Origin of the sequence: Pseudomonas sp. GW456-L13 (assembly GCF_017350115.1) — a bacterium.
Taxonomy (GTDB): Bacteria; Pseudomonadota; Gammaproteobacteria; order Pseudomonadales; family Pseudomonadaceae; genus Aquipseudomonas; species Aquipseudomonas jessenii.
The window spans coordinates 1,176,888-1,189,900 of record NZ_JACNAS010000002.1 but is presented as its reverse complement, the minus strand read 5'-3'; the positions used below and the strand labels follow the sequence as shown (position 1 = coordinate 1,189,900).

The following is a 13,013-nucleotide window of genomic DNA, read 5'->3' as shown; positions in this document are numbered from 1 at the left end:
AGCTCACAGTGAATGATGGGAAAGACCCGTTATAATCAGCGCGGATTTTAACCGCAAGCCAGGCGTGCTCCATCGGTGCGCCTTTATATTTGGAGAGATTACATGCCGTCGTTCGACGTGGTATCCGAACTGGACAAACACGAAGTCACCAACGCGGTCGAGAACGCCGTCAAGGAACTCGATCGTCGTTATGACCTGAAAGGCAAAGGCAGCTTCGAGTTCAAGGAAAAAGACCTGACCGTCAACCTGACCGCCGAAGCGGATTTCCAGCTTGAAGCGATGATTGAGATCCTCAAGCTGGCGCTGGTCAAGCGCAAAATCGACGTGCAGTGCCTTGAAGTCAAGGACGCGTTCGCGTCGGGCAAGCTGATGAAGCAGGACGCCGTCCTCAAGGAAGGCATCGACAAGGAGCTGGCGAAGAAAATCGTCGCTCATGTCAAAGACGCCAAGCTCAAGGTCCAGGCGGCCATTCAGGGCGAGCAGGTTCGTATCACCGGCAAAAAGCGTGATGACCTGCAAGAAGCCATTGCAGTGCTGCGGGCCAAGGAATTCGGCATGCCGCTGCAGTTCAACAACTTCCGCGACTGATCTTGAAAGCGGGAACCTCCTGGCGTTTGCGACGTCGGAGGCCCCAGCAACGGCAGAAACGATTGAGCCCGTCGCGGTTGGATCTTTCTGCCGCTTTTTTTACGCATGCCGGGTAGCCGGAAAACAGGAGAATGTAGATGGACTTAAATGCCGAGGTAGACAATCTGGTCAAGGTATCCCAAAGCTGGATCCCGATGATCATGGAATACGGCAGCCGTGTACTGCTGGCGGTCATCACCCTGGCCATCGGCTGGTGGCTGATCAACAAGGTCACGAAAAAGCTCGGCGGCCTGATTGCATTACGTAATGCCGACCTGGCGCTGCAAGGCTTTATCAGCAGTCTGGCGAACATCATCCTCAAGATCCTGCTGGTCGTCAGCGTGGCCTCGATGATCGGTGTGGAAACCACTTCGTTTGTGGCGGCGATTGGTGCGGCAGGCCTGGCCATTGGCCTGGCCTTGCAGGGCAGCCTGGCGAACTTCGCCGGTGGCGTGCTGATTTTGCTGTTCCGTCCGTTTCGCATCGGCGACTGGATCGAGGCTCAGGGTATCGCCGGTACTGTCGACAGCATCCAGATTTTCCATACCGTACTGCGTACTGGTGACAACAAGACCATCATCGTGCCGAACGGCAATCTGTCGAATGGCATCATCACTAACACAAACCGTCAGCCGACTCGTAAAGTCGTGTTTGATGTAGGCGTTGATTACGAAGCGGACCTTCAGAAAGCCCGTGAAGTTTTACTGGAATTGGCCAGGGACCCGCGAGTATTGACAGATCCGGAACCACAGGCAGTTGTTTCTACCCTGGGTGACAGTTCGATCACGCTTTCGCTTCGTGTCTGGGTAAAGACTGCCGATTACTGGGATGTGTTGTTCATGTTCAACGAACTATCCCGTGATCGCCTGAGAGAGGCCGGCATTGATATTCCATTTCCACAGCGGGTTATTCGTGTGGTTCAGGAGTCTGCGGTGCAGTGACAGGTCATTTGAACAATGTCTGACTCTTTGGTCAGGCATGTTCTGTAAGGGGCAGGTCGTTAAAGCAGTCAAGCGACAGCCAACAAAAAGGCCCATCCGAAGATGGGCCTTTTGTTTTGTTACCGCAAACTAACTGGATGCGATTACAAAACCGACAGCGGGTAGTCGACGATGAAACGGAACTCTTTCACGTCGCCTTCACCTTGGTCGGCGTTAGCGAAGTGCCATGCCTGACGAATACGGAAGGACAGGTCTTTTGCCGGGCCAGTCTGAACAACGTACTTGGCTTCGAAGTTGGTTTCGTTGTGCTTGCCATCTGCACCGTACAGACCAGCGTAAGCGCTGTTGGCTGGAGTGTTGGTGCCGTCGATGTCCCAACCTTTAACGTAACGGGTCATGAAGCTCAGACCTGGAACGCCGTACTCGGCCATTTTCAGGTCGTAACGAACCTGGGCAGACTTCTCGTTCGGAGCGTTGAAGTCAGAGTACTGGATGGAGTTGGCGAGGAAGATCGAGTCACCGCCGCGGTTGTTCTTGCCAATACCGATGTAGTCGAACGGAGTGTCACCGTTGACCTTCTGGAAGCCCAGGGTAATGGTGTGTGCTTTCAGGAACGAGAAAGCAGCCGCCAGGGAGAACGTGGTGTTGCTGATATCGCCGACTTTGGCATCGCCAGTGTCTTTGGTGTTGTAGATGTTACCGTCCAGGTTCAGCGACTCGGAGTCGGTGAACGGGATGGTGTAGTTCAGGTTGGCGTAGTACTGGTTCCAGATGTCTTCCAGCTTGGCGCCGTACAGCGATGCGCTCAGGTTTTCGGTGAAACCGTACTTGCCGCCGAAGTAGTCGATCTTGTTGGCGGAAACGCCGGCGTAGTTTGCAAACAGGTCGCCGTCACGGGCGTTTTTGTCCTGGCTGCTACCCGAGTAGAAGTGACCGGCCTCGAGGTCAAGGTCTTTGATCTCGCTGCTCTGCAGTTGGATACCGCTGGCAGTTTGCGGCAGGATACGGGAGCCGCCCACAGCGAACACTGGGGAAGTGCTTGGCTGCATGTCGCCGACTTTCAGCTCGGTTTTGGAAACGCGGAATTTAACGGCGCCACCGGCTTTACCCTGGCTGTCGTTGACATCGCGAGAACCGTTGGCGTTAACGGTGTCGCTACGGCTCATGTTGCCGCTACCGCTAGTGCCGTCACCACCGTCCAGCTTGATTGCCAGGTAACCGTACGCATCAACGCCGACACCGATCAGGCCTTGGGTGTAACCGGAGCTGTAGTTAGCCCAGATGCCCTGGGTCCAGTCTTTCTGGTCACGGCCACCGTCTTTGTTATCACGGTTGAAGTAGTAGTTGCGAACCAGCAAGTTCAGCGTGCTGTCTTCAACAAAACCTTTGGCTTCAGCCTGGTCACTTACGAAAGGGGCGGCCGTAGCCAATTGGGTACTGGCTGCTGCTGCAACTGCCAGTGCGATCATGCTCCACTTCATCACGCGCATCGTGATTTGCTCCTTTGGTTTTAGAAGAGTACTGCCGTCCCACCTGTTTTATTATCTGGGCGGCTCTTTCTTTTTGTGTCGGCGCAAACTTATATCACGCCGACAATGTTGGCGATACTTGCGCATCTAACCTTTCGCCTTCTTTACGACCCTGTCGCAAACAGCGTGGTAGATGTCGCAAATTTCCAGCTCCGACGCAACCGGGCGGACAACTTTAATGCTGTTTTTTGCGCCTTGTCGTCGGTAAAAAGAGTCCTGGTGAAACGTTTGAATCTCCATCGGGCTACCTTGCCACTGTTTTTTTTGCCTGAGGGCCTCCGCTTCCAGCGGGTGCGACTCGGGCGATGTTGGGTATGAATGCAACAAGCGTGCACAAAATCGTGTTTTTTCACGATTATTTTATAATTGACTGCCAGGTGCTGTAAAAACCTCATAAAACCGGGGGGTTCAAGCGCTTTTAGTTTGGGCTTGACGCCTTGCCTGACATCATGTTTCGGCCTTCTGGTCGACAGTCTGGCTACCAAAAATGTTACCGGTTCACCCCACCACTGAGTAAATGGCGGATGTCGAAGCGTTCAGCGTAGACCCACTGTGCGGTTTTGGTGCAAAAAATTTTAGCCCTGTACTGAATTCATCTCTGTTGGCCGCTTGCCTGTAGCGAACTTTTCCTTGTTGATCAGTCATTTCGACGTTTGTTGCCTGTCGTTCGGTTCTGTAAAGGTGCGCGGCAGCGAAAATTGTCCCATTCGGGGGCGGCTGTCAGCTTTCCACTGGCGCTCGTGGCTTCGATGCAAGGTTCGCCGTGAAGCCTGCGCCGTTCGCAGGTATGCTGCCGTCCGGTCGCTTGGTGCGCTGTCCCTCTGGATGGGCGCTAAGCTGAAAAATGATGGCCCGGCGGGAGTACGCGCAGTGTTCACTTTAGATCCACGACTTCAACAAGACACGTTACCGATCGGGGACTTTCCGCTCTGCCGGTTGCTGCTGTCCAACGATTCGAACTATCCCTGGTTCATCCTGGTACCTCGTCGCGAGGCTATCAGCGAGATATTTCAGTTAGATGTCCTAGAGCAACAACAGCTTTGGCAGGAAACAACAGTGCTGTCGCAAGTGCTCAAGGACGCGTTCGATGCGGACAAGTTGAATGTGGCGGCGCTGGGCAATGTCGTGAGTCAGTTGCACATGCATGTGATTGTGCGCAAGCGCGAAGATGCCGCCTGGCCAGCGCCGGTTTGGGGTAAGCATCCGGCGAAACCCTACAGTTCGGAGCAGATCGCCGCGATTCGCGAACGTTTGCGCTTGATTTTGACCGATGAATTTACGTTTCTGGAGGGCTGAAGCATGAGCCTGGAAGAGCGCGTTACCGAGCTTGAAAGCCGTCTGGCGTTTCAGGATGACACCATCCAGGCGTTGAACGATGTGCTGGTGGCGCAGCAGCGGGTGGTCGAGCGCCTGCAGCTGCAAATGGCTGCGCTGCTCAAACGGCAGGAGGAAATGGTCGGGCAGTTCGAGTCATTCGAAGAAGAGGCGCCGCCGCCGCACTATTAAGAGCGTCGCAGGCATGAAAAAACCGCGGACAGCTCAGCTGTGCGCGGTTTTTTTTAGCCTTGAATCAGCGGCGCGGCAGTGCGGCGATCACATCTTCGGCTTGCAGGCCCTTGTCACGATTCATGACGGAGAACTCCACGCGCTGGCCTTCGACCAGGACACGGTGGCCTTCGCCGCGAATGGCCCGGAAGTGGACGAAGATATCGTCACCGGAGTCGCGGGAGATAAAGCCGAAGCCTTTGGATGTGTTGAACCACTTGACGGTGCCGGTATCGCGGTTGCTCATGTCGTAGCTTGGCGAGGTGGCGGCTGGTGACGACTTGTAGAAGCTGATGCCCAGGTGCAGGGTAACGGCGATCAGGGCTGCGACCAGGCTGAACAATACAGCGGGTTGACCGGCGATGACGGGCATCGGTGCGATCAGCGTCAGGGTCTGCAGGACCACGCTCAGAACCAGCAGGGCGCTGACCAGGTTTTGCAGTTGGTGACGCGGGCCTTTGTTCCAGTAAGGGATGACAGGCGCAAGTGTGAGGTTGAGCAGGCCGAAAAAGGCCAGGTACAGCGCGTCGGGTTGTTGCAGGTAAGGTAAGGCTTCGGATTGCAGGCTAGGGATGAAGGACAGCAGCAAGGCCGCTGCGCCTATCAACAGATGGACGATTTTCAACATTTTGATTAACTCACGTTAAGACAGCTCACAAGGAAGAGCTGATGGCGCACGGTTCGCTTCAAGATAATAAAGAGGCGTTGGACACGTACCCGGTATCAGCCTATGCGCCGAGCCCGGTAAAAATGGGCGCTGGCGACACGCTGTCTATTTAACAGCAAAGCCGCAGGCTACTCAAATCAGCGCGTCCGGCGGCACTTTTTGGGGGGGATTTGCCACGGGTTGCCCGAAGTTCCGGGGCTGCGGCACAACGGCGGGTTTTGTCAGGCACCTTGAAGTGTTGTTCGCGCTCTTCTTTCCTACGCCATTCCATTAGGTGCTTCTGAAGGGGGTATCGCTTCGCTGCGTGGGAAAATGTCCGGAGTAGGACGCTCTCCGGGGTCTGCCAAACGTTGTTGGCTTATCCTACGTCGAGGGTCATAAAGTCGGCTGGAAAAGACCTTTGTATCTGCGTTTTTATAAGTCGACAGACAGTTGCGCTTAAAGAAACCAGGATGGCAAAGGAGTGTCAGCGTTATGGTTTATGAAAGGCAGGAAGAGGGGCGATACGGTTCGCACAAGGATGTAAAGGTTGATCCGTTTGTTCGCGAGTTCGATATGGGGCTGGCGCAGCCCTTGTCCCGCTCCGTGCGATTGAATGGCTTCGCCACCTGTTTGCGGCTCGAGCAGGTTTATTGGGATATTTTGGGGGGGATGGCCCGGGTCAATGGTTGCTCGGTCAACAACCTGTTGTCTCATGTGGATCGCGAAGTTCATTTGCGTCACGGCGGGGTAAGGAACTTCAGTGGGTTGGTGCGGGTTGTCTGTGTCGTGCACAGTCTCAAGGAAGGGGGTTGCATCGCCACGGCCTAGTCTGGGCGGCGAAAACAGCAGAGTGTCGGTCTGTGCAGTCTTACGGCTGCACAGGCCGCATTTAATGGATATAATCCCGCTCTTTGCCGCAAAACCCTGCGTTTACGGTAGCAATCTGATCGCCGAGACAACCTCCATGCCGATGTACGATTATCAATGTGCTTCCTGTGGTCATCAGTTGGAAGCCATTCAAAAGATCAGCGATGCACCGCTGGTCGACTGCCCTGCCTGTCAGGCGCCAGAGCTTAAAAAGTTGCTGTCCATGCCGGGCTTCCGCCTCAGCGGCACGGGTTGGTACGAAACCGATTTCAAGACCGGTTCCAAGAAGAACCTGGCCGGCGGCGACAAAGCTGACTAAGGTCTGGAACCTGAGTTGAACGACACGCGTGCTCTTGCATCACCCGACGACTTTTTAAAAGGCGGGGCTGCTGTAGGATCTCCACCGAATTTCGAATTACGAGAAGTGAAACCACGACCATGATGCGCAGCCATTATTGCGGCCAACTGAACGAAAGCCTGGACGGCCAGGAAATTACCCTTTGCGGATGGGTCCACCGTCGCCGTGACCACGGTGGGGTGATTTTCCTCGATATCCGTGATCGTGATGGTCTGGCCCAGGTCGTGTTCGATCCTGACCGTGCTGAAACCTTCGCCGCTGCCGATCGCGTGCGCAGCGAGTACGTCGTGAAGATCACCGGCAAGGTTCGCCTGCGTCCGGCCGGCGCGACCAACGCCAACATGGCGTCGGGCATGATCGAAGTCCTGGGCTACGAGCTGGAAGTGCTGAACGAGTCGGAAACCCCGCCGTTCCCGCTGAACGAGTTCTCCGACGTCGGCGAAGAAACCCGCCTGCGCTATCGCTTCCTCGACCTGCGTCGCCCGGAAATGGCCGAGAAGCTGCGTCTGCGCTCGCGCATGACCACAAGCATCCGCCGCTTCCTGGACGAGAACGGCTTCCTCGACGTCGAGACGCCGATCCTGACCCGTGCCACCCCGGAAGGCGCACGCGACTACCTGGTGCCGAGCCGTACTCATGCCGGTTCGTTCTTCGCCTTGCCTCAATCGCCGCAGCTGTTCAAGCAACTGCTGATGGTGGCCGGCTTCGACCGTTACTACCAGATCGCCAAGTGCTTCCGTGACGAAGACCTGCGTGCCGACCGTCAGCCGGAATTCACCCAGATCGACATCGAGACCAGCTTCCTCGATGAAAAAGAGATCATGGGCCTGACCGAGCAAATGATCCGCAACCTGTTCAAGGAAGTGCTGGGCCTGGAATTCGGCGAGTTCCCGCACATGACCTTCGAAGAAGCCATGCGCCGCTACGGTTCCGACAAGCCAGACCTGCGTAACCCGCTGGAACTGGTGGACGTGGCCGATCAGCTCAAGGAAGTCGACTTCAAGGTGTTCAGCGGCCCCGCCAATGACCCTAAATGCCGTATCGCTGCCTTGCGCGTCCCGGGCGGGGCGAGCATGCCGCGCAAGCAGATCGACGACTACACCAAGTTCGTCGGCATCTACGGTGCCAAGGGCCTGGCGTACATCAAGGTCAACGAGCGTGCCAAGGGCGTTGAAGGCCTGCAGTCGCCAATCGTGAAGAACATCCCTGAAGACAACCTCAACGTGATCCTCGATCGCGTCGGTGCGGTCGACGGCGATATCGTGTTCTTCGGCGCCGACAAGGCGAAGATCGTCAGCGAAGCCCTGGGCGCGCTGCGGATCAAGCTCGGCCACGACCTGGACCTGCTGACCTGCAAGTGGGCACCAATGTGGGTCGTCGACTTCCCGATGTTTGAAGAAAACGACGACGGCAGCTTCACCGCCTTGCACCACCCGTTCACCGCGCCGAAGTGCACCCCGCAAGAGCTGGAGGCCAACCCGGCTGGCGCTCTGTCCCGTGCCTACGACATGGTATTGAACGGTACCGAACTGGGTGGCGGTTCGATCCGTATCCACCGTAAAGAGATGCAGCAGTCGGTGTTCCGTCTGTTGGGCATCAACGAAGCGGAACAGGAAGAGAAATTCGGCTTCCTGCTCGATGCCCTGAAATACGGCGCGCCACCGCACGGTGGCCTGGCCTTCGGTCTGGACCGTCTGGTCATGCTGATGACCGGCGCCCAGTCGATCCGTGAAGTGATCGCCTTCCCGAAAACCCAGAGCGCGGCGGATGTCATGACTCAGGCGCCGGGCCAGGTGGATGCCAAGGCATTGCGCGAACTGCACATTCGTCTGCGCGAAACGCCTAAGGCCGAGTAAGGCTGACCTGAAGGGCGCATCTGTGGATGCGCCCTTTCCTTTATAGGCAGAGCAGTTCAAGATTTTTGTTTGCCGGCCGGCGCAATGCAGCGCGGCGGGCAATGTTTCAAAGAGAATTCGGAGCGAGTTATGGCAGGTCATTCCAAGTGGGCGAACATCAAGCACCGCAAAGAACGTCAGGATGCCAAGAGGGGCAAGATCTTCACCAAGTGGATTCGTGAGCTGACCGTCGCTGCCCGTCAGGGTGGTGGTGATCCAGGCTCCAATCCGCGTCTGCGCCTGGCCCTGGACAAGGCCCTGGGTGCGAACATGAGCCGCGACATCATCGATCGTGCCGTCGCCCGCGGAACCGGCGCTGCCGACACGGACGACGTGGTCGAACTGACCTACGAAGGTTACGGTCCGGGCGGCGTGGCGGTGATGGTCGAATGCATGACCGACAACCGTAATCGCACCGCAGCCGCTGTTCGTCACGCGTTCAGCAAGTGCGGTGGCAACCTGGGGACTGACGGTTCGGTGGCCTATCTGTTCGAGCGCAAGGGGCAGATCTCCTTCGCTGCCGGCGTTGACGAAGACGCACTGATGGAAGCCGCCATGGAAGCCGACGCCGATGACGTGGTGACCAACGAAGACGGTTCGATCGACGTTTTCACCTCGTTTGCCGGATTCTATTCCGTGCGTAACGCACTGGAAGCGGCGGGCTTCAAGGGTGACGACGCTGAAATCGTCATGTTGCCGACCACCAGCGCCGAGCTCGATCTGGAAGGCGCCGAGAAAGTCCTCAAGCTGATCGACATGCTCGAAGACCTGGATGACGTGCAAAACGTCTATTCCAACGCGGAGATTCCGGAGTCGGTGGCCGCGCAGCTCGGTTGAGAGCGCCGTCTTTGTAGGAGTGAGCTTGCTCGCGATAAACCTGAGAGCGACGCTGATTTCAAACGTTGCGTTATCGTTATGGTCCATCGCGAGCGAGCTCGCTCCTACAGCGTGCGGTGTTCTGGCCGACGCGTTATTTCAATTTATCCGCAGGCGTTATGACTTTAATTCTTGGTATCGACCCCGGTTCGCGCATCACCGGTTACGGTGTGGTTCGCGATACCGGCCGTGGCTGTGAGTACGTCGCCTCCGGTTGTATCCGCACCGGTGCCGGCGAGTTGCATGAGCGACTGCAGATTGTCTACCGCGGGGTGCGGGAGATCATCCAGACTTACCACCCGGTGACCATGGGGATCGAAAAGGTGTTCATGGCCCGTAACGCCGATTCCGCCCTGAAACTGGGACAGGCCCGTGGTGCCGCGATCGTGGCGGGAGCCGAGGAAAGCCTGGAAATTGCCGAATACACTGCAACCCAGGTCAAGCAGGCGGTCGTCGGTACCGGTGCGGCCAACAAGGAACAGGTGCAGATGATGGTCATGCACATGCTCAAACTCACCAGCAAACCGCAGATCGATGCTTCGGATGCCCTGGCTATTGCCATCTGCCACGCTCATACCCGTTCCAGTCTGTTACCCCATGGTCTGGGAGCTGCACGCAGTCGTGGCGGGCGCCTGCGTCTCTGATAGCATCAGCAATCATTTTCATGGAGTGAGGGCATTCCGCCTGTGTTGTCGGCGGTATTCCTCGCTCTATCAGTCGCTGGCCATGAGCTGGCCAACGCTCAAGGATTTGTAACGTGATTGGACGTTTGCGCGGCACCCTGGCTGAGAAGCAGCCTCCCCATCTGATCCTGGATGTAAATGGCCTGGGCTATGAACTTGAAGTGCCCATGACGACCCTTTACCGCTTGCCGTCGGTCGGTGAGCCGCTAACCTTGCACACGCATTTGGTCGTGCGCGAAGACGCACAGTTACTCTATGGTTTTGTCGGCAAGCGTGAACGCGACTTTTTTCGCGAATTGATCCGTCTCAATGGCGTCGGGCCGAAACTGGCCCTGGCCTTGATGTCGAGCCTGGAAGTCGACGAACTGGTTCGTTGTGTACAGTCACAGGACACGTCGGCGCTGACCAAGGTCCCGGGCGTCGGCAAGAAAACCGCCGAGCGTTTGCTGGTGGAACTCAAGGATCGCTTCAAGGCCTGGGAAACCGTACCGGCCATGTTCGCCTTGGTGCCGAACCAGCCGGATGGTCCGGCTCCGGTGAACACTGCCGAGACTGACGCCGTCAGTGCCTTGATTTCCCTGGGCTACAAGCCCCAGGAAGCGAGCAAGGCAGTGTCTGCGATCAAGGAGAAAGATTTGAGCAGTGAAGACATGATCCGCCGCGCCTTGAAGGGAATGATCTAAGTGATTGAAGCTGATCGTCTGATCGCTGCCACGCACAGTCCGCGTGAGCGCGAAGAAGTCCAGGACCGAGCCATTCGCCCGGTCAGCCTGGCCGAATACATTGGCCAACCGACCGTTCGCGAGCAGATGGAATTGTTCATTCAGGCTGCGCGCGGTCGTAATGAATCCCTGGATCACACGCTGATCTTCGGGCCGCCCGGCCTGGGCAAGACCACCCTCGCCAACATCATCGCCCAGGAAATGGGCGTATCGATCAAGAGCACCTCGGGGCCGGTGCTGGAGCGCCCCGGTGACCTGGCGGCGCTGTTGACCAACCTTGAACCCCACGATGTGCTGTTTATCGACGAAATCCATCGCCTGTCGCCCATCGTTGAAGAGGTGCTGTACCCGGCCATGGAGGATTTCCAGCTCGACATCATGATTGGTGAGGGGCCGGCCGCGCGTTCGATCAAGCTGGATCTGCCGCCGTTCACCCTGGTCGGCGCAACGACGCGGGCGGGGATGCTCACCAACCCGTTGCGTGACCGTTTCGGCATCGTTCAGCGTCTTGAGTTCTACAACAACGCCGACTTGTCGACGATTGTCAGTCGTTCGGCGAGCATCCTCGGTTTGCCGCTGGACCCGGAAGGCGCCTTCGAAATCGCCCGCCGTGCCCGTGGCACGCCACGGATCGCCAACAGGCTGCTGCGCCGGGTGCGTGATTTCGCCGAAGTTCGCGCCAAGGGGCATATCACCAAGCCGATTGCCGACCTGGCGCTGAACCTGCTGGACGTCGACGAACGTGGCTTCGATCACCAGGACCGACGTCTGTTGTTGACCATGATCGAGAAGTTCGACGGCGGGCCAGTCGGGGTCGACAGCCTGGCCGCCGCCATCAGTGAAGAGCGTCACACCATCGAAGACGTGCTGGAGCCTTACCTGATCCAGCAGGGTTACATCATGCGCACGCCACGGGGGCGGGTGGTGACGCGGCATGCCTACCTGCATTTCGGCTTAAACATTCCGTCACGATTGGGCGAAATGCCCGTGGTAGACGAGTTTCTTGAAGCCGCTGACGATTAATTAACATTGCGTGCTGATTTTTTCGGGCAATGTAGGGTCCCAGGACCGTACTTTCACGTGAAAGCCGCAGAACAATGAAAAACAGTTGCCATGCCGGATTGGCAACCTGAGGAGTAAGCACTAGAGTATGCGCGCGCAAAACGGGCTTGAGCCTTTCGCACATCGTTGTCGCGTTTATTACGAGGACACCGATGCGGGCGGCATCGTGTATTACGTTAATTACCTCAAGTTTATGGAACGGGCTCGAACCGAGCGGCTACGAGATCTGGGCTTTGCCCAATCGCAGCTGGCAGGGGAGGACCTGTTGTTCGTCGTGCATTCCAGCGAAGCGCGCTACCACGCGCCGGCGCGACTGGATGACGAACTGTTGGTAAGCGCTGAAGTAATCGAATTGAACCGTGCCAGCCTGCGCTTCAAGCAGCAGGTCAGGCGAGCAACGGATAATGCACTGCTCTGCGAAGGGCAGTTTCTGGTGGCCTGTGTGCGCACTGAAAGTTTAAAACCCCGGGCCATTCCCGAAGCTTTACGAGCGGCCTTTGCCGACGTGAGCGGCGCGGGTACACACTCAAAGCAGGAGATAAAGCGTGGAAGCTAACGTCGTCGACCATTCCTCCATGTGGAGCCTGGTCAGCAATGCCAGTATCGTGGTGCAACTGGTAATGCTGATCCTGGTAGCCGCATCGGTGACCTCGTGGATCATGATCTTTCAGCGCAGCAACCTGCTGCGCGCCGGTCGACGTGCCCTGGAGAGCTTTGAAGAGCGCTTCTGGTCAGGTATCGACCTGTCCAAGCTGTACCGTCAGGCCGGCAGCAATCCGGACCCTGATTCGGGTGTCGAACAAATCTTCCGTGCCGGTTTCAAGGAATTCTCCCGTCTGCGCCAGCAGTCAGGCGTTGACCCGGAAGCGGTCATGGAAGGCGTGGCGCGTGCCATGCGCGTTGCCATTTCCCGCGAAGAAGAAAAGCTTGAGCAGAGCCTGCCCTTCCTGGCCACCGTTGGCTCCGTCAGCCCGTACATCGGTCTGTTCGGTACCGTCTGGGGGATCATGAACTCCTTCCGCGGTCTGGCGACCGCCCAGCAAGCGACCCTGGCCACTGTGGCCCCGGGTATCGCCGAAGCACTGATTGCCACCGCGATCGGTCTGTTCGCTGCCATTCCAGCCGTTATCGCTTACAACCGTTTTGCTGCGCGCAGTGAAACCCTGCTGGGCCGCTACTACACCTTCGCCGACGAGTTCCAGGCGATCCTGCACCGCAAAGTGCACACCAGCGAAGAATAAGCAGGTAATTTCCAATGG

General features: G+C 57.3%; 15 protein-coding genes. 13 read left to right on the top strand and 2 right to left on the bottom strand.

Translation table 11 applies throughout. The features are described from left to right. The first annotated feature begins 102 nt into the window (after positions 1-102). Both J4D25_RS19495 and J4D25_RS19490 read left to right on the top strand, forming a co-directional pair. On the top strand, positions 103-588 hold the full coding sequence (locus tag J4D25_RS19495) for a YajQ family cyclic di-GMP-binding protein (RefSeq protein ID WP_007990750.1): 486 nt from the start codon (positions 103-105) through the stop codon (positions 586-588). A 137-nt stretch (positions 589-725) separates the two neighbouring features. Further along, positions 726-1,568 carry a mechanosensitive ion channel family protein gene (locus tag J4D25_RS19490; protein WP_057713512.1) on the top strand — a complete coding sequence of 281 codons (843 nt, stop codon included), beginning with the start codon at positions 726-728 and terminating at the stop codon, positions 1,566-1,568. Between the two features lie 143 nt (positions 1,569-1,711). On the opposite strand, the gene J4D25_RS19485 is transcribed toward J4D25_RS19490, so the two are convergent. Continuing rightward, positions 1,712-3,058, bottom strand: coding sequence for an OprD family porin (locus J4D25_RS19485; RefSeq protein ID WP_057713513.1), 1,347 nt, complete (start codon positions 3,056-3,058; stop codon positions 1,712-1,714). Between the two features lie 909 nt (positions 3,059-3,967). On the opposite strand from J4D25_RS19485, the gene J4D25_RS19480 reads away from it, so the two are divergent. Together J4D25_RS19480 and J4D25_RS19475 are read left to right on the top strand one after the other, a co-directional pair. Next, positions 3,968-4,393, top strand: coding sequence for an HIT domain-containing protein (locus J4D25_RS19480; protein ID WP_057713514.1), 426 nt, complete (start codon positions 3,968-3,970; stop codon positions 4,391-4,393). Positions 4,394-4,396: 3 nt separating this feature from the next. Then, positions 4,397-4,603: a SlyX family protein gene (locus J4D25_RS19475; RefSeq protein ID WP_008052459.1), complete on the top strand. Its 207-nt coding sequence runs from the start codon at positions 4,397-4,399 to the stop codon at positions 4,601-4,603. A gap of 64 nt (positions 4,604-4,667) precedes the next feature. Here J4D25_RS19475 and J4D25_RS27195 read toward each other — a convergent pair whose 3' ends face one another. Next, positions 4,668-5,270 (bottom strand): cold-shock protein, encoded by a 603-nt coding sequence (locus tag J4D25_RS27195; protein WP_057713515.1) that lies wholly within the window; start codon positions 5,268-5,270, stop codon positions 4,668-4,670. Between the two features lie 513 nt (positions 5,271-5,783). On the opposite strand from J4D25_RS27195, the gene J4D25_RS19465 reads away from it, so the two are divergent. From J4D25_RS19465 to tolQ, 9 genes are all read left to right on the top strand, one after another. Then, on the top strand, positions 5,784-6,119 hold the full coding sequence (locus tag J4D25_RS19465; protein ID WP_057713516.1) for a ribbon-helix-helix domain-containing protein: 336 nt from the start codon (positions 5,784-5,786) through the stop codon (positions 6,117-6,119). 136 nt (positions 6,120-6,255) lie between these two features. Further along, a complete protein-coding gene (locus J4D25_RS19460; RefSeq protein ID WP_032829812.1) occupies positions 6,256-6,477 on the top strand; it encodes an FmdB family zinc ribbon protein in 222 nt (73 codons plus the stop codon). 119 nt (positions 6,478-6,596) lie between these two features. Then, the gene (aspS, locus tag J4D25_RS19455) at positions 6,597-8,372 is read left to right on the top strand and encodes an aspartate--tRNA ligase (RefSeq protein ID WP_007995642.1); all 1,776 of its coding nucleotides are present in this window, start codon (positions 6,597-6,599) and stop codon (positions 8,370-8,372) included. Between the two features lie 129 nt (positions 8,373-8,501). Further along, entirely contained in the window at positions 8,502-9,248 is a 747-nt protein-coding gene (locus J4D25_RS19450; protein WP_007995641.1) for a YebC/PmpR family DNA-binding transcriptional regulator, read from the top strand. A 158-nt stretch (positions 9,249-9,406) separates the two neighbouring features. Beyond that, positions 9,407-9,931, top strand: a complete 525-nt coding sequence (gene ruvC / locus J4D25_RS19445) for a crossover junction endodeoxyribonuclease RuvC (protein ID WP_008015799.1) — start codon at positions 9,407-9,409, stop codon at positions 9,929-9,931. Positions 9,932-10,044: 113 nt separating this feature from the next. Beyond that, complete coding sequence (gene ruvA / locus J4D25_RS19440; RefSeq protein ID WP_008052450.1) at positions 10,045-10,653, top strand: Holliday junction branch migration protein RuvA; 609 nt, start codon at positions 10,045-10,047, stop codon at positions 10,651-10,653. Beyond that, the gene (gene ruvB, locus J4D25_RS19435) at positions 10,654-11,715 is read left to right on the top strand and encodes a Holliday junction branch migration DNA helicase RuvB (protein WP_057713517.1); all 1,062 of its coding nucleotides are present in this window, start codon (positions 10,654-10,656) and stop codon (positions 11,713-11,715) included. It abuts the gene before it with no gap. A gap of 127 nt (positions 11,716-11,842) precedes the next feature. Then, complete coding sequence (ybgC, locus tag J4D25_RS19430) at positions 11,843-12,310, top strand: tol-pal system-associated acyl-CoA thioesterase (protein ID WP_057713518.1); 468 nt, start codon at positions 11,843-11,845, stop codon at positions 12,308-12,310. Beyond that, the gene (tolQ, locus tag J4D25_RS19425; RefSeq protein WP_007897030.1) at positions 12,300-12,995 is read left to right on the top strand and encodes a protein TolQ; all 696 of its coding nucleotides are present in this window, start codon (positions 12,300-12,302) and stop codon (positions 12,993-12,995) included. Before ybgC ends, tolQ begins: the two co-directional genes overlap by 11 nt. Positions 12,996-13,013 lie beyond the last annotated feature (18 nt).

Coding starts and splice junctions, on each gene's coding strand:
- J4D25_RS19495 (WP_007990750.1), top strand. CDS start 103: ATGCCGTCGTTCGACGTGGTATCCGAACTGGACAAACACGAAGTCACC.
- J4D25_RS19490 (WP_057713512.1), top strand. CDS start 726: ATGGACTTAAATGCCGAGGTAGACAATCTGGTCAAGGTATCCCAAAGC.
- J4D25_RS19485 (WP_057713513.1), bottom strand. CDS start 3,058: ATGCGCGTGATGAAGTGGAGCATGATCGCACTGGCAGTTGCAGCAGCA.
- J4D25_RS19475 (WP_008052459.1), top strand. CDS start 4,397: ATGAGCCTGGAAGAGCGCGTTACCGAGCTTGAAAGCCGTCTGGCGTTT.
- J4D25_RS27195 (WP_057713515.1), bottom strand. CDS start 5,270: ATGTTGAAAATCGTCCATCTGTTGATAGGCGCAGCGGCCTTGCTGCTG.
- J4D25_RS19465 (WP_057713516.1), top strand. CDS start 5,784: ATGGTTTATGAAAGGCAGGAAGAGGGGCGATACGGTTCGCACAAGGAT.
- J4D25_RS19460 (WP_032829812.1), top strand. CDS start 6,256: ATGCCGATGTACGATTATCAATGTGCTTCCTGTGGTCATCAGTTGGAA.
- aspS (WP_007995642.1), top strand. CDS start 6,597: ATGATGCGCAGCCATTATTGCGGCCAACTGAACGAAAGCCTGGACGGC.
- J4D25_RS19450 (WP_007995641.1), top strand. CDS start 8,502: ATGGCAGGTCATTCCAAGTGGGCGAACATCAAGCACCGCAAAGAACGT.
- ruvC (WP_008015799.1), top strand. CDS start 9,407: ATGACTTTAATTCTTGGTATCGACCCCGGTTCGCGCATCACCGGTTAC.
- ybgC (WP_057713518.1), top strand. CDS start 11,843: ATGCGCGCGCAAAACGGGCTTGAGCCTTTCGCACATCGTTGTCGCGTT.